Origin of the sequence: Azospirillum isscasi (assembly GCF_030849505.1) — a bacterium.
Lineage (GTDB): Bacteria > Pseudomonadota > Alphaproteobacteria > Azospirillales > Azospirillaceae > Azospirillum > Azospirillum isscasi.
Map to the genome: position 1 here is coordinate 1 of NZ_JAUJFI010000017.1, position 14,704 is coordinate 14,704.

The 14,704-nt window shown below is 69.1% G+C and carries 13 protein-coding genes and 1 pseudogene; 10 read left to right on the forward strand and 4 right to left on the reverse strand.

Going from position 1 to position 14,704, the window contains the following annotated elements; translation table 11 throughout:
* From QSG27_RS05785 to QSG27_RS05795, 3 genes and pseudogenes are all read left to right on the forward strand, one after another.
* Window positions 1-319 (forward strand): annotated as a pseudogene (locus tag QSG27_RS05785) (hypothetical protein); the annotation flags it as partial.
* Window positions 320-533: 214 nt separating this feature from the next.
* Window positions 534-2,537 (forward strand): methyl-accepting chemotaxis protein, encoded by a 2,004-nt coding sequence (locus tag QSG27_RS05790; protein ID WP_306704180.1) that lies wholly within the window; start codon window positions 534-536, stop codon window positions 2,535-2,537.
* An 82-nt stretch (window positions 2,538-2,619) separates the two neighbouring features.
* Entirely contained in the window at window positions 2,620-3,609 is a 990-nt protein-coding gene (locus QSG27_RS05795) for a small ribosomal subunit Rsm22 family protein (RefSeq protein WP_306704181.1), read from the forward strand.
* A 6-nt stretch (window positions 3,610-3,615) separates the two neighbouring features.
* Here the strand turns inward: QSG27_RS05795 and QSG27_RS05800 are convergent, their stop codons facing one another.
* Entirely contained in the window at window positions 3,616-4,734 is a 1,119-nt protein-coding gene (locus QSG27_RS05800; RefSeq protein WP_306704182.1) for a DNA topoisomerase IB, read from the reverse strand.
* 127 nt (window positions 4,735-4,861) lie between these two features.
* Here QSG27_RS05800 and QSG27_RS05805 point away from each other — a divergent pair, with 127 nt between their 5' ends.
* From QSG27_RS05805 to QSG27_RS05815, 3 genes are all read left to right on the forward strand, one after another.
* On the forward strand, window positions 4,862-5,134 hold the full coding sequence (locus QSG27_RS05805) for a hypothetical protein (RefSeq protein ID WP_306704183.1): 273 nt from the start codon (window positions 4,862-4,864) through the stop codon (window positions 5,132-5,134).
* A gap of 74 nt (window positions 5,135-5,208) precedes the next feature.
* A complete protein-coding gene (locus QSG27_RS05810; protein WP_306704184.1) occupies window positions 5,209-6,834 on the forward strand; it encodes an alpha-amylase family glycosyl hydrolase in 1,626 nt (541 codons plus the stop codon).
* A 168-nt stretch (window positions 6,835-7,002) separates the two neighbouring features.
* Entirely contained in the window at window positions 7,003-8,109 is a 1,107-nt protein-coding gene (locus QSG27_RS05815) for a TRAP transporter substrate-binding protein (RefSeq protein WP_306704185.1), read from the forward strand.
* Window positions 8,110-8,173: 64 nt separating this feature from the next.
* Here the strand turns inward: QSG27_RS05815 and QSG27_RS05820 are convergent, their stop codons facing one another.
* Window positions 8,174-8,794 (reverse strand): glutathione S-transferase family protein, encoded by a 621-nt coding sequence (locus tag QSG27_RS05820; RefSeq protein WP_306704186.1) that lies wholly within the window; start codon window positions 8,792-8,794, stop codon window positions 8,174-8,176.
* Window positions 8,795-9,000: 206 nt separating this feature from the next.
* Between QSG27_RS05820 and QSG27_RS05825 the strand changes: the two genes are divergently transcribed.
* The 3 genes from QSG27_RS05825 (at window position 9,001) to QSG27_RS05835 (ending at window position 11,907) form a co-directional block, all read left to right on the forward strand.
* On the forward strand, window positions 9,001-10,812 hold the full coding sequence (locus QSG27_RS05825; protein ID WP_306704187.1) for an extracellular solute-binding protein: 1,812 nt from the start codon (window positions 9,001-9,003) through the stop codon (window positions 10,810-10,812).
* 17 nt (window positions 10,813-10,829) lie between these two features.
* Window positions 10,830-11,234, forward strand: a complete 405-nt coding sequence (locus QSG27_RS05830; protein WP_306704188.1) for a response regulator — start codon at window positions 10,830-10,832, stop codon at window positions 11,232-11,234.
* Between the two features lie 220 nt (window positions 11,235-11,454).
* Window positions 11,455-11,907 carry a hypothetical protein gene (locus QSG27_RS05835; RefSeq protein ID WP_306704189.1) on the forward strand — a complete coding sequence of 151 codons (453 nt, stop codon included), beginning with the start codon at window positions 11,455-11,457 and terminating at the stop codon, window positions 11,905-11,907.
* Between the two features lie 127 nt (window positions 11,908-12,034).
* On the opposite strand, the gene QSG27_RS05840 is transcribed toward QSG27_RS05835, so the two are convergent.
* Together QSG27_RS05840 and QSG27_RS05845 are read right to left on the reverse strand one after the other, a co-directional pair.
* A complete protein-coding gene (locus QSG27_RS05840) occupies window positions 12,035-13,231 on the reverse strand; it encodes an E22 family MetX-like putative esterase (RefSeq protein ID WP_306704190.1) in 1,197 nt (398 codons plus the stop codon).
* A 102-nt stretch (window positions 13,232-13,333) separates the two neighbouring features.
* Window positions 13,334-13,654 (reverse strand): heavy metal-binding domain-containing protein, encoded by a 321-nt coding sequence (locus QSG27_RS05845; protein ID WP_306704191.1) that lies wholly within the window; start codon window positions 13,652-13,654, stop codon window positions 13,334-13,336.
* A 237-nt stretch (window positions 13,655-13,891) separates the two neighbouring features.
* Between QSG27_RS05845 and QSG27_RS05850 the strand changes: the two genes are divergently transcribed.
* A complete protein-coding gene (locus tag QSG27_RS05850; protein ID WP_306704192.1) occupies window positions 13,892-14,527 on the forward strand; it encodes an XRE family transcriptional regulator in 636 nt (211 codons plus the stop codon).
* The last annotated feature ends 177 nt before the right edge of the window (window positions 14,528-14,704 follow it).

The following is a 14,704-nucleotide window of genomic DNA, read 5'->3' on the forward strand; positions in this document are numbered from 1 at the left end:
TGTGCGTCAGGTCGCCGGCCCGCCCGATGCCGCGCAGCACGTCCTGCAGCTCGTCCGGCTTCTTGGCGGCCCGCCCGCGGAATTCGTTCCCGCCACCGACCGGGACGCGCCGAAGGCCACGGCGGCCAGGACCGGCCGGGCTCCGTCGCGGACGGTGGAGACCCTGGTCGCCGAGGCGATGCTGCCGCCCAACGCGGTCGGCAAGGGCGAGCGGGTCGTCATCCGCTTCGTGTCCCAGCGCAGCGGCGGCTGCGGCAGCCTGGAGGGCCGGGACCGCGTCTGCGTCGCTCTGGCCGGAGGAACCGGCGCCGGCCTGTAACGGCGTCGTTTCGTCCCCCGTTCCACAGCACCTGTTGCAACCGAGGATGGCGCCCACCGGACGGTCGGGCGCCATCTTCGGTTTTCCACAATAGCCTCATCTCCGCATCCCCGATCATATAGGTACTCAAACAAAAAAAGCCCCGGTCGGGCCGCCCCGCGGTCTGTCCGGAAAAACGACGATTCCGGGGGAACGCTGCGGATGAGGTGTGGAGATGGTGTCCGGTACGGGTGAACGGGCAAAACGCTCGACCTTTCAGGTCGTGGTGGTGGATTGCCTGATTGCGGGAACGGTGGTGGCCGCCCTGGCGGTGTTCGGCGGCATGACGGCCATGGAGGCGGCGCGCATCGCCAACGGCAACGCCGAGTTGGCGCAGCGGGTGGCCGAGAACCAGCGCGTCGCGCTGGAGGCGGAACGGCTCGCCAAGCTGGGCGAGGCGGTGATCGCCGGCACCGACGAGGCCGCCCGCGCGGAAGCGCTGTCCGGTCTGGACGCCCACGCCGCCCGCATGTCCGCGAACGCCGCGCCGGAGATCGCCGGGACCGTCGCCAAGGCCGTCGCGGCCAGCCGCGAGGCCGCGGCCATCGGCGCCAGGGTGGAGGCGCTGGACAAGAAATTCGGCTTCAACATCGGCCGTGCCGAGAGCTTGTCCGGCGACGTCGCCCGCGGCCTGTCCGCGGCGATGCGCGCGGCGGCGCAGCCGGCGGACGAGCAGGGGCTCGCCGCGCTCTTCTCGACCATCCGCGACGCCAGGTTCCTGCTGACCCGCCTGCCGTCCCAGCTCTACCCGCCCGCGGTCGGCAACGACCTGCGCCAGTTCCGGGAGCATATGGCCAAGGCGATGGAACTGCGCCGGCACCTGCCGGGCGCCGACGAGTTCGAGAGCGTCGCCGACGACATCGCGTCCTTCGCGGCGCTCGACGAGACCTTCGCGCAGCGCACCGACGTGCTGCGCCTGACCACCGACGCCCACGCCCGCAACCAGGAGGTCCGGGCGCTGGTCGATGGGCTGGTGCAGCGGATGAACGCCGCCTCCGAAGAGGTAACCGCGCGCAGCCAGGACGGGGCGGCGGCGCTGACGGCGGTGCTCGACCGGCTGACGCTGATCGCGCTGGGCGCCTTCGCGCTGATCGGGTTGATCGGCGGGCTGAACATGCTGCTGGGGTACCGTTTCATCATGCAGCCGGTCCGCGACGCCAGCCGGGCGCTCCAGGCGCTGACCCACGGCGAGAGCGCCGTGGCCCTGCGGCCCTCGCCGCTGCGCGAGATCGCCGACATCCACGGCGCGGTCCACGCTTTCCGCGAAGCCCTGGACGCCCGCCAGCGCGCCGAGGAGACCCGCCGCGACCAGGAGCGGCGGGCCGAGGAGGAACGCCGCGCCCTGATGAACGAACTGGCGGACGGGCTGGAGCGCACCGTCCAGGCGGTGGCCGGGTCGCTGTCCGTCGCGGCGGGGGAGGTCACCGATTCCGCCCGCGCCGTGGCCGGCATGGCGTCGGACACCGCGCAGCGCACCCGCGCCGCCGCGGACGCCGCCGGCAACGCCACCAGCAACGTCGGCGCCGTGGCCTCGGCCAGCGAGCAGCTTTCCGCTTCCATCGACGGGATCGGGCGGCAGATCGCCCACTCCCGCGACGTGGCGGAGGACGCCGTGACCGAATCCCGGCGCGCCGACGGGCTGACCAAGGGCCTGTCCGAGTCCGCTCAGAAGATCGGCGAGGTGGTCGCCATCATCACCGCCATCGCCCAGCAGACCAACCTCCTTGCCCTGAACGCCAGCATCGAGGCGGCGCGGGCCGGCGACGCCGGCAAGGGCTTCGCCGTCGTCGCCAACGAGGTGAAGGCGCTCGCCTCCCAAACGGCGTCCTCGACGGAGGAGATCGCCACGCTGGTGCAAGGCATCCAGCAATCCACGACGGGGGTGGTGGAGGCCATCGCCCGCATCGGCTCCACCATCGCCGTCATCGGCGAGAGCGTGACCGGCATCGCCGCCGCGGTGGAGCAGCAGCGGCAGGCCACCTCCGAAATCACCCACAACGTGCGCATGGTGGAGTGCATGAACACCGACGTGTCCTCCAACATCGGCGACGTCAGCCGGGTGGCGGTGGACACCGGACGCTCCGCCGATGCGATGATGGGGGCCGCCGACCGCCTGTCGGAGGTGGCCGGCACGCTGAACGGCGCGGTCAACGACTTCCTGCGGCAGGTGCGGGCGTAGCCGGTTCCGCGCATTGTCCGTTTCCGCAACGGCGGGCGGCGTGCTAACAGGCTAACATCCAAGCCTGCTCTTTTCCGGACCCATGGAACTTCCCCCTTCGCTCCGCCACGCGGTGGACCGCGCGCTGGACGGCATCGCCCTGTCCGACCTGAAGCGCGCGGCGGACCGCCTGTCCCAACGCTACCGGGCGGAGGTGCGGGACGGGCGCTTTCACCTGTCGGACGATCTGGCGGCGCGGGCCTACCTCGCCACCCGTTTGCCCGCGACCTTCGCCGCCGTCCGCTCCGGCATGGAGGCGGTGGCGGAGGCGCTCCCCGGCTTCGCGCCGGTCACCGCTCTGGACGTGGGGGCTGGGCCGGGAACGGCGCTGTGGGCGGCCTCCGACTGCTGGGCCAGCCTGGACGACGCCCTGCTGATCGAGGGCAGCCCGGCCATCCGCGCCGTCGGCGAAACGCTGTCGCGCGGGGCCGCCCCCGCAAGGATCGAATGGCGGGCCGGCGACGCCGCCGGCGATCTGCCCGGTTTGGCGCCGCGCGATCTGGTGACGCTGGCCTATGTGCTGGACGAGCTGGCGGAACCGGCGCGCGACCGGCTGGTGGACCGGCTCTGGAACCTCACCGCCGGGACGCTGCTGATCGTGGAGCCCGGCACCCCCGCCGGCTGGGCGCGGATCGTCCGGGCGCGGGACCGGCTGATCGCCGCGGGCGCCCATCTGGTGGCGCCCTGCGTCCATGGCGCGGCCTGCCCGCTGGCCGCGCCGGACTGGTGCCATTTCTCCCGCCGGGTCGCCCGCTCCCGCCTGCACCGTCAGGCCAAGGGGGCGGAGGTGCCGTGGGAGGACGAGAAGTTCGTCTACATCGCCGCCTCCCGCCAGCCCGCCGCCCGTCCGGAGGCCCGCATCATCGCGCCGCCCTGGAACGCCGGGAACGGGCGCATCGGCTTCAAGCTGTGCGCCGGAGACGGCACGCGGACGGAGCGGATTCTGGGCAAGCGCGACGGCACCGCCTTCAAGGCCGCCCGCCGGCTGGGCTGGGGCGACGGGCTGACCCTTCCCGGCCCTTCGGACGCCTGACCGCCTTCAGGCCGCGCGCCGCCGCCGGCCCTCGCCGGTACGGGACCGGCGCTCGCGCTCCAGCCGTTCGCGCAGGAAGGCGAGCACGGCGGCCTCCTCCGCCTCCAGTCCGGGAAGCTCCTCGCGCAATTCCGCCTCGACCTCGCGGGTCAGGGACTCCAGCAGGCTGCCCTCCAGATAGGCGTCCAGGATCTCGGGATGGACGTAGCTCTTGCGGCAGACGCTGGCGGTGTTGCCGAGGCGGGCGGCGACCTGCTCGATGGCGCGGGTGACGTTGCGCTTGGCCTTGGCGGCGCTGTCGAAGCTCTCGAACTCGCGCAGCGCCATGGCGGCCAGGACGGTGCCGGCCCAGGTGCGGAAATCCTTCGCCGTGAAGTCCTGCCCGGTGACGGCGCGCAGATAGTCGTTCACGTCACCGGAACTCACGGCGTGGCGCTGGCCGTCGCGGTCCATGTACTGGAACAGCTCGTCCCCCGGCACGTCGCGGCAGGCGCCGACGACGCGGGCGAGACGCCGGTCCTTCAGCGCGACGTTCCAGGTCTTTCCGGACTTGCCGGTGAAGGTGAAACGGATCTCCGCCCCCTCGACGTCCGCATGGTCGTCGCGCAGGGTGGTCAGGCCGTAGCTGCGGTTCTCCCGCGCGTAGCTTTCGTTGCCGACGCGGATCAGCGTGGTTTCCAGCAGCCGCACCACGGCGGCCAGCACCTTTTCCCGGGGCAGGCCGCGGCGGGCCAGATCGGCGTCCACTTGGCGGCGGATGGCGGGCAGGGCGCGGCAGAAGTCCAGCATGCGCCCGAACTTTGTGCCCTCGCGCATCTCGGTCCAGCGGGGGTGGTAGCGGTACTGCTTGCGCCCGCGCGTGTCGCGGCCCGTCGCCTGGAGATGGCCGTCCGGGTCCGGGCAGATCCAGACGCCCCGGTAGGCCGGTGGGATCGCCAGCTTGCGGATGCGCTCCAGCGTGTCGTTCTCGGTCACCCGCGCGCCGCCGGGCCACCGGTAGACGAAGCCCTTGCCGGCGCGGCGGCGGCGGATTCCCGGCGCGTCGTCGCAGACATAGGTCAGGCCGGCGCAGGCCGCGGCTTCCTCCGCGTCGGCACCGGGATCGGTGCCCGTCAGCCCATCCATCGCGGCCCATCCATGGCGAATTCCCCATCGGTTGCCTGCGGAAAACATCGGCGCGGTGTTTTGGTTGCATGGTTGCAGCGGGCGCGCCGTTCGGCGACCATGGCGCGGGCATCAAGGGGAATGGACGATGGAAGAGACCAAGCTGACCGCCGCCCTGCCGAACCTGGACATCCAGATCCTGCATCGGGACGATCCGGAGCGCGGGGCCGAGACGATCGCCATCCAGATCACCGCCACGCCCTCCTTCGACGCGCTGCGCGGGACGATGGGGCCGGCGCTTCTGGCTTCGGCCAACCCGATGCTCGCCCTCTGGGCGGCGCCGATGCGGCTGTGGAGCGACGCGATGCGGCAGGTCTGGGCGCCCTGGCTGCGCCTGACGCCGCCGCGGCGGGAGCCGTGACCAAAGATGGGCCGGTAACCGATCGTTAGGGGTATGGACGGACCCTTTCCACGAGTCTCGTGTGGAGGGTCCCCATGTCCCAGGCGTCTTCCTGGCTGCGCGGCGCCGCGCTGTACCAGATCTATCCCCTCAGCTTCCTCGACCGGAACGGCGACGGCTGGGGCGATCTGGACGGGGTGCTGGAGGGCATCGGCCATGTGGCGTCGCTCGGCGTGCAGGGGGTGTGGATCAGCCCCTTCTACCCGTCGCCGCAGAAGGATTTCGGCTACGACATCACCGACCACCGGGCGGTCGATCCGCGCATGGGCCGGCTGGAGACGGTGGACCGCATCGTCGAGGCGGCGCACGGCCACGGGCTGAAGGTCATCCTCGATCTGGTCTGCGGCCACACCTCGGACGCGCATCCCTGGTTCACCGCCAGCCGCCGGTCGCGCGGCGGGGCGTTCGCGGACTGGTATGTCTGGGCCGACCCGCGCCCGGACGGAACGCCGCCCAACAACTGGCTGTCGGTGTTCGGCGGCCCCGCCTGGACCTGGGAGCCGCGGCGGCGCCAGTATTACCTGCACCATTTCCTGCCCGGCCAGCCCGCTCTGAACCTGCACGAGGAGGCGGTGCTTCAGGCGCTGTGCGATACCGCCGCCTTCTGGCTGGAGCGCGGGGTGGACGGCTTCCGCATCGACGCGGTGGATTTCTTCGCCCACGACCCGCAGCTCCGCTCCAACCCCGCCGCGGCCTGGACCGCGGCGGAGCCGCCGGCCAAGCTGTTCGCCCTGCAACAGCATCTCCACGACATGATGCACCCCGCCGTCCACACCGTGCTGGCCCGGCTGCGCGCGGTGGTGGACCGTTATCCGGACCGGGTGCTGCTGGGCGAATTGTCGAGCCAGCCAGGAGCGGCGCGGCGCATCGCCGCTTATTGCGGGCCGCAGGGGCTGCACGCCGCCTACAGCCTGTCGCTGGCCAAGCAGCCCTTCACCGCGGCGAATTTCGCCGCGGCGCTGGCCGGCACGCCGCGGCCCGAGGCGATCTGCTGGAGCTTCTCCAACCACGACGTGGAGCGCGCGGCCAGCCGCTGGCTGCCGCCCGGCGCCGATCCGGAGCGCTTCAACGCCCTGCTGGCCGCCCTGTTCGCCGCGTTGCCGGGCACCGTCTGCCTCTACCAGGGGGAAGAACTGGCGCTGCCCAACGCGGTGCTGGAGCAGGAAGACCTGCGCGACCCCTTCGGCATCGCCTATTGGCCGGATTTCCAGGGGCGCGACGGCAGCCGCACGCCGATGCCCTGGCGGTCCGGCGCACCCAACGCCGGCTTTTCCGGCGCCGCCGAAACTTGGCTTCCGGTGGCGGAAACCCACCGCGCCCTGGCCGTGGACGAACAGGAACGGCGCCCCGGCAGCCCGCTGGCCCTCTGGCGGGAGGCGCTGCGCCTGCGCCGCCGCCATCCGGCGCTGACGCTGGGCGGGGTGGAGGCGGTGGAGGAGGCCGGCAGCGTCCTGGCCTTCGAGCGGGCGGCGGGCGGCGAAGATCTGCTGGCCGTTTTCAACCTTGCCGACCAGCCGGCGGAATACGCGCTGAAACGCAGGCCGCCGATGGCCGCGCTGGACCTGCCGCGCCCGCCGGGAGCACCGGTTCCGGAGGTCGCCGCGGACGGGCGGACGCTGGTCCTGCCGCCGCTTTCCGCCTTCCTGGGGCGGAAAAGCTGAGGCGCGAGGGTAATCCGGCGGGACCAGCGAAGACCTGTCATGCGCATTTGTGCGATGAACCGGAACGAAAACGCTGCTTTGTTACGCCGGTGAAAATTCCCTCGCAACAAGTGGTCGCACGGGCTGCTTGAATCGAAAAGGGAAGGCGGAGTCCACGGGAGAAGAATCGTGAAAAGACGTGCGTTTCTGAAGTCGGCGGGTGCAGGCACTGTGGCCGCGGGTGCGGGGCTGGCGGTGTCCGGCGTGGCCGCGCCGGCCATTGCGCAGTCGCAGCCGGAAATCCAGTGGCGTCTGGCGTCGAGCTTCCCGAAGAGCACCGACATCCTGTTCGGCGCTTCGGAGCTGATCGCCCGCCGCGTCGCCGAGAGCACGGACGGCAAGTTCCAGATCCGCGCCTTTCCGGGCGGTGAACTGGTGCCCGGCCTCCAGGTGCTCGACGCCGTGCAGAACGGTTCGGTCCAGTGCGGCCACACCTGCGGCTACTACTATGTCGGCAAGGACCCGACCTTCGCCTTCGACACGGCCATTCCGTTCGGCCCGAACGCGCGCCAGACCAACGCCTGGTTCCAGGCCGGCGGCCTGGACCTGATGCGCGCCTTTATGAAGAACCACAACGTCATCCAGTTCCCGGCGGGCAACACCGGCGCCCAGATGGGCGGCTGGTACCGCAAGGAAATCAAGACCGCCGCGGATTTCCAGGGCCTGAAGATCCGCATCGCCGGCATCACCGGCCAGATCATGGCGAAGATGGGCGCCACCCCGACCCAGATCGCCGGCGCGGACGTCTATCCGGCGCTGGAAAAGGGCACCATCGACGCGACCGAGTTCGTCGGCCCCTACGACGACGAGCGGCTGGGCTTCCATCAGGTCGCCAAGTACTACTATTACCCGGGCTGGTGGGAAGGCGGGCCGAACGTCTCGCTCTACGTCAACCTGCAGGAGTGGGAGAAGCTTCCCAAGTCCTATCAGTCGATCCTGACCGCCGCCTGCGCCGAGGCGAACACCTACATGACCGCCCGCTACGACGCGGAGAACGCCCGCGCGCTGAAGCGTCTGGTCGCCAAGGGCACCATCCTGCGCGCCTACCCGCGCGACCTGATGGAGCAGGCGCACAAGATCGCCTTCGATCTGTATGACGAGCTGGCGAAGACCAACCCGAACTTCAAGACCATCTACGAGAGCTGGAAGCCGTTCCTGGACGAGACCCAGCTCTGGTTCCGCGTCGCCGAACTGCCCTACGACAGCTTCGTGGCGTCCGCCGGCGCCAAGAAGTAAACGGTTCCGCCTGAACAGGAATGGCCCCCATCCGGTCCGCGGGTGGGGGCCATTTCTTTTTGCGTCAGCCGACGTCCGTCTGCGGCATCAGCTCCATCTGGCGCTTGGCGCCGGGCTGGGCCAGCATGCGGGCGTGCCACGCCTGGACGTTGGGGTAGGCGGCGATGTCGATGTTCGACTCCTCCACGAGGTCGATCCAGGGGAAGGCGAAGATGTCGGCGATGGTGACCCGCTCGCCCTCGATGAAGGTCCGGCCCGCCAGATGGCGGTCGAACTGGGCGAGCCCGCTGGCCGCCGCGGCGTCGATCCAGGGCAGGGCGTTGGGATCGCCGTTGAACTTGCGCACCGCACGGGCGCGCTGAACCGGCAGCAGGACGTCGGCCAGCCAGGACAGCCATTCGGCCAGCTTCACCTTTTCCTGCTCGTCCCGCCCGCCGAACCGGCCAGTCTTCTCGGCGAGGTAGGTCAGGATCACCCCCGATTCGGACACGCTGAGGCCGCCATGGACCAGAGTCGGCACCCGTCCGAACCGGTTGATGGCGAGGTAGTCCGCCGATTTCTGCTGGCCGCCGCGCAGGTCGACATGGCGGTAGGCGAAGGGAACGCCGGCCATGGACAGGAACAGGACGACGCGGGTGGCGGGCTGCGAATTGAGATTGCCGTAAACGGTGAATTCGGCGGACACGATGCGGTAACCCTCCTGGTTGGTCGCGCTTATCGGCGCGGATTGCCGAAAACCATGACCGCAAGCCCGTCGGCACACCAGAGCAAATCGCTGGGTCCGGACCCGCGGCGGGCGAAGAAAGGGGTTTCGTACCGCCGCCCCTCTCCCACATGTTATCAGACGGAAACCGGGGCCGGCGGCTCCGGAGGAAACGAGGGGGACAGGGCATGCGCCGTGTGGCCGCAGGTGTACTGATCGGGCTGATCGCAGCCGCCGTGGCCGGTCCGGCGGGCGCGCAGCCGCGCCACGGCATGGCCCTTTACGGCGAGCCGAAATACGGGCCGGATTTCCGGCACTTCGATTACGTCAATCCGAACGCGCCGAAGGGCGGGAAGGTGACGCTCCAGGCCATCGGGTCCTTCGACACGCTGAACCCCTTCACGCTGCGCGGTGTGCCGGCGGTCGGGGCGACGCTGATCTACGACACGCTGATGACCGGGTCGGGGGACGAGCCCTTCACCGAATACGGCCTGCTCGCCGAGAGCGTGGAGATGCCGGCGGACCGGTCCTCGATCGTCTTCAACCTGCGCTCCGCCGCGCGCTGGCACGACGGGAAGCCGGTCACCGCCGACGACGTGGTCTTCTCTTTCAACATCCTGACGGAGAGCCACCCCTTCTACCGCAGCTATTACGGCGCGGTGGACACGGTGGCGGCGGAGGGCGACCGCCGCGTCCGCTTCACCTTCAAGCCGGGCGACAACCGCGAGCTGCCGATGATCATCGGGCAGTTGCCGGTGCTGCCGAAGCATTATTGGCAGGGCAGGGACTTCCAGGCGACCACGCTGGACCCGCCGTTGGGCAGCGGCCCCTACCGCATCGCCGCCTTCGATCCGGGCCGCAGCATCGTCTACGAGCGGGTCGCGGACTATTGGGGCGCGGATCTGCCGGTGAATGTCGGGCGGAACAACTTCGGCAGCATGGCCTACGAGTATTACCGGGACGCCAGCGTCGCCCTCCAGGCCTTCCGCGGCGGGCTGTACGACTTCCGCCAGGAGAACGTCGCCAAGACCTGGGCCACCGGCTACGGCTTCGACGCCGTGCGCGACGGCAAGGTGGTGAAGGAGGAGATCCGCAACGAGGTGCCGGCGGGCATGCAGGGCTTCGTGTTCAACACGCGCCGCCCGGTCTTCGCGAACCCCAAGGTGCGCTGGGCCATCGCCCACGCCTTCGACTTCGAATGGACGAACCAGACCTTGTTCTACGGCGCCTACAAGCGCACGGAGAGCTATTTCGAGAATTCGCCGCTCCAGTCCCAGGGCGTGCCGCAGGGGCGGGAACTGGCGATCCTGGAGCCGCTGCGTGGGAAAATCCCCGCCGAAGTCTTCGAGAAGCCCTACCGCGCGCCCAGCACGGATGGGCCGAACGGGCTGCGCCACAACCTGCTGGAGGCCAAGCGGCTGCTCGACGAAGCCGGGACCGACGTGCGCAACGGGGTGCGGGTCGATGTCGCGACCGGCAAGCCGCTGGACTTCGAGATCCTTCTGGACAGCCCTACTTTCGAGCGGGTGACCCTTCCCTTCATCGAGAATCTGAAGCGGCTGGGCATCCGGGCGAGCATCCGGACGGTGGACACGGCCCAGTATGAGAACCGCACCCGCGACTTCGATTTCGACATGGTGGTCCATGTCTGGCCGCAGTCCCTGTCTCCGGGGAACGAGCAGACCGGCTTTTGGGGATCGGCCTTCGCCGACCGTCCGGGCAGCGAGAATCTGGCCGGCGTCCGCAACGAGGCGGTGGACCACCTCATTGGGGAGATCGTCCGCGCCGACAGCCGGGAGGATCTGATGGCCGCCGTCTCGGCCCTGGACCGGGTGCTTCTGTGGGGGCATTACGTGGTGCCGCACTGGTATTCCGGCGTCTACCGCGTCGCCTATTGGAACCGGCTGAAGCGCCCGGACGCCCTGCCGCCGTATTCGATCTCCTTCGACTCCTGGTGGCTGTCGGACGCTCCGTCCGCCGCGACCGGCAAGGCGCCCTGACAGGAAGGACCGGCCCCATGGACGCTCAACCGCCGGACAAGGCACGGACCATCCTCGTCGTCGACGACAACGCGCTGATGCGCAAGCTGTTCGTCCGCTGCCTGGAGGAAGGCGGCCATCGCGTCGTGGAGACGGACGACCCGCGGGGCGTGCCGGAACTGATGCGCGGGCTGAAGCCCGATCTGGTGGTCATGGACGTGGTCATGCCCGGCCTGTCCGGGGTGGATGTGGTCCGGATGATCCGCGCCGACCGGGAACTGGCGCGCACCTTGGTGATTGCGGTGACCAACCTGTCGACCCCCACGGACATGCGGCGCTTTTCCGACGCCGGATTCGACGGGCATGTGCCCAAGCCCATCCGGCCGAAGGACTTCCTGGCGACGATCACCCGCTATCTGGACGGCGAGGGGGAGAGGATTTGATAATCACAATGAAAAGAATGGTTTATGGCTGTTTGATAAACCAAGATATGAGAAATTTCTTTGGTGAATCACTTCCCGATTCGCTTTAGGAACACCTCTTAATGTATTGAAAAATAACATGTTATTGAATTCTGACGAATTTGCCGCGCCGCAGCCGTTCCTCGGCGGCGGGCATTCCGTGCTATGATCCTGCCGCCATCGTAGTTTCCATCTTAGCGCCATGAGAGCCCTTGCCGCCGTTCCGCTGCTGCTGATGCTGCTGGGCTCGCCCGCGGCGGCGGACCCGATGCGGGTGGAGCGGACCGATCCCGGCCATATGCGGGCACCCAGCCGCCCCTTCATCCCCAAGGAAACCATTCCGCCCCGCACCCGCTTCGTGCGGAGTCAGGCCGTCTACAATCTGCCGAAGGGGCTGGACGGGCTGACCAGGTACGACGCCGCCCTGTCGCATCTGTGCCAGCGCGGCGCCTTCGGACAGGAGATGGACGGGTTCTATTGGGCGCGGACCCCGGACAAACGCTACGGCGTCGCCTTCTCCGGCGGGGCGAACCTGTCGGACCCGCAGAACAAGCGCAAGACCGGTCAGGTGTATTTCTTCGACGGCCAGGACAGCCGCTGCGACGTCTATGTCGGCGATCAGGCGAAGCTGAAGCCGCATTACGTCGGACCCTGAGACCGGCCCGTCCCGGCGCTGGCCGGTGCGCCCATCACGACCATGACGTGGCCGGTGTCGCCGGTCGCGGTCGTGATGTCCACACACAGGCGCCTCTGGTCTGTGGCGTCGCTGATCCGTCCGCCCGTTACTTCGCCATGAAGGCCGATATGGCGTCCCCCGCCTTGGCGATGTTGGCGATGCCGTCCAGGTGGCCCAGGCTGGTGGTGATCGCGTCGGTGTAGGTCACGGCCACGCCCTGTTTCTCCAGCCGCTCCTTCAGCGGACGCATGGCGCGTTCCGGCGGGAAGACGAGGTCGTCGGCGGAGGGGATCAACAGAACCGGCGCCTTGATCTTCGCCAAACCTTCGTCCAGCGACCCGCCACCCCCGACCAGGAAGGTCTGGTTGGCCTTCACCAGATACAGGAAGTGGTTGGCGTCGCTGACCGCGGCGCGGGCCGCCGCCGCCTTGTCCAGCCAGGATTCGATGGCGTACTGGTTGTTCATGCTGGCGGCGGGGTCCTTGCCTTCCTCGGCCCAGCCGCGGCCGAAGGTGGCGTCGGCCCATTTCCAATGGCGGGCGTGCAGGGTCACCAGCTTCAGCGCCTCGGTCAGCCCGGCCTTCGGCTCCGCCTTGCCGTAATAGTCGCCGCCCTGCCAGTTCGGATCGACGCGGATGGGGGCGGCCCACAGATTCAGCCAGCCGATCAGGAAGGGATCGGCCTCGGCCCCGCCGATCGCCGCGACCACGCGCTTGACCATCTCCGGATGGGAGGCCGCCCACTCCAGGGCCTGGAGCGACCCCATGGACCCGCCCATCACCGCGTGCAGGGATTTCACGTTGAGACTGTCGAGCAACGCCTTCTGCACATTGACGAAATCGCGGATGGTGACGACCGGGAAGCTCATCCCGTAGGGCTTGCCGGTGTCGGGATTGACGCTGGCCGGGCCGGTGGTGGTGACGTTGGGGTCCTTGGGCGACAGGTTCACCAGCGTGTCGGAGCTGATGACGAAATATTTGTCGGTGTCCAGCGGCTTGCCCGGCCCGATGATGGAATCCCAATAGCCGGGGGCCGGGTCCTCCATCTTGTACTTCCCGGCGGCGTGGCTGTTGCCGCTGAAGAAATGGGTGACCAGGATGACGTTGTCCCTGGCGTCGTTCAGCGTGCCGTAGCTTTCCCAGCCGATCCGGACGTTCTTGATCGTGCCGCCGCCCACCGTGGTGTAGGACGGCATCTCGAACACCTTCTTCTCCACGAGGCCGTCGAAGGCCAGGGCCGGCGCCGCGCAGAAAAGCCCGGCGGCCAGAGCAAGGCCGCCGAGCCGTTTCGCCAGTGCACGCATGTCATCCCTCCCGATCGTTTGTCCTTTTCGATGCGGGGAGGCAGTGTAAGGGGGTGCGGCCGCCCGTCCAGGCGGTCAATCGGCCTAGACGGTTGGGGGAACTCAGCCCAGCCGGACGGCGGTTCCGTTGATGGACACCATCAGCATGCCGTTCTCCTTGCCCAACACCTCGTAGTCGATGTCCACGCCGACGATGGCGTCCGCCCCCAGCGCCCGCGCGGCGTCCTGAAGGTCGGCGAAGGCGGCCTCGCGGGCGTCGCGCAGCGCGTTCTGATAGCCGCCGGCCCGCCCGCCGACGATGTCGCGGATGCCGGAGAACAGGTCGCGGAACATGTTCACGCCCAGGATCGCTTCACCCGCGACCATGCCCAGATACTGGGTGATGCGGTGGCCTTCGACGGTGTCGGTGCTGGTGACGATCATTATCGGTTCCTCCGGAATGGTCTGGCGCCCTCCAGATGGCGGCGCGCTTCGTCGGCCGCAATAGGGGCCGGTCGCAAGGGGGGAGGAAAGGGCGAAGGCGGAGAAAAGGGGAGTCCGACGCGATACTGCGAAATCGCAGCGCATCCTCGGCGAAATTGCGACGTAAGCGAAGAAACCTTGCGCGTTCTTTCAACGTTCTCTCTTATAGGGCGCTCTTTCGGCGGAGAGGACGGCGGCATGGACGACACGCGGCGGGCGATCCTGCGCTGGATGACCGGCGTGATGGAGGCCCAGGGCTGGAGCGCCGGGGCCTGGGCGCGGCTGGCCGAGGTCACGCCGACCAACATCACGCGCTTCCTGCGCGACCCGGCGCGGGGCAGCGTTCCCAGCGCCGAGACCTTGGGGCGGCTGGCCCGCGTCGCCGGGTCCGAACCGCGCTTTCTGGACGAGGCCGCCTACCCGCCCGTCGCCCGGGTGCCGCTGCTGTCGGTGGAGCAGGTGCGCGCCTTTCTGGAACTGGGGCGGCGGGCGGGCGAAGCCTTCATCGCCGCGGCGCTCAGCGGCGGGGCGCGGGGCATCGCGGTTGACCGCCCGGCCTCGCGCCGCGCCTTCGCGCTGACCATCGCCTCGACCAGCCTGAACGCCGCGGGCGTCCTGCCGGACGATTGCGTGGTGCTGGAACCGCTCGACGTGCTGGCGCCGCAGGCGGGGGACGTGGTGGTGACGGTGGGCGACGGAACGGTCTGCGGCTACCGCTTCTTCCCGCCGCATCTGCTGCCGGTCAGCACCGACCCCGGCTGCCGCCCGACGTCCATCGAGCGCGCCGCCGTCGCCGGGGTGGCGGTTCATATCCAGCGCTGCCTGCGCGTCTGACCGCGCGTATTTGGCGGGAATCCGCAAGAAAAGCCGCGGATTCGCGTGGCGGAATTCTTTGTCTCGCCCCTCTTTGACCGTGCGAATCCATGACCATCTGTGCCGAGTCGGTCCGATTCGGCCGCAGCGTGACCGCGGCTGCTCTGATTTCGACTTAGTTTTCTGAAAATATTCGAA

Excerpts from the sequence above, each read along its gene's own strand:
- QSG27_RS05835 (WP_306704189.1), top strand. The coding sequence starts at position 11,455 with ATGAGAGCCCTTGCCGCCGTTCCGCTGCTGCTGATGCTGCTGGGCTCG.
- QSG27_RS05800 (WP_306704182.1), bottom strand. The coding sequence starts at position 4,734 with ATGGATGGGCTGACGGGCACCGATCCCGGTGCCGACGCGGAGGAAGCC.
- QSG27_RS05790 (WP_306704180.1), top strand. The coding sequence starts at position 534 with ATGGTGTCCGGTACGGGTGAACGGGCAAAACGCTCGACCTTTCAGGTC.
- QSG27_RS05850 (WP_306704192.1), top strand. The coding sequence starts at position 13,892 with ATGGACGACACGCGGCGGGCGATCCTGCGCTGGATGACCGGCGTGATG.
- QSG27_RS05810 (WP_306704184.1), top strand. The coding sequence starts at position 5,209 with ATGTCCCAGGCGTCTTCCTGGCTGCGCGGCGCCGCGCTGTACCAGATC.
- QSG27_RS05805 (WP_306704183.1), top strand. The coding sequence starts at position 4,862 with ATGGAAGAGACCAAGCTGACCGCCGCCCTGCCGAACCTGGACATCCAG.
- QSG27_RS05845 (WP_306704191.1), bottom strand. The coding sequence starts at position 13,654 with ATGATCGTCACCAGCACCGACACCGTCGAAGGCCACCGCATCACCCAG.
- QSG27_RS05795 (WP_306704181.1), top strand. The coding sequence starts at position 2,620 with ATGGAACTTCCCCCTTCGCTCCGCCACGCGGTGGACCGCGCGCTGGAC.
- QSG27_RS05825 (WP_306704187.1), top strand. The coding sequence starts at position 9,001 with ATGCGCCGTGTGGCCGCAGGTGTACTGATCGGGCTGATCGCAGCCGCC.
- QSG27_RS05830 (WP_306704188.1), top strand. The coding sequence starts at position 10,830 with ATGGACGCTCAACCGCCGGACAAGGCACGGACCATCCTCGTCGTCGAC.
- QSG27_RS05840 (WP_306704190.1), bottom strand. The coding sequence starts at position 13,231 with ATGCGTGCACTGGCGAAACGGCTCGGCGGCCTTGCTCTGGCCGCCGGG.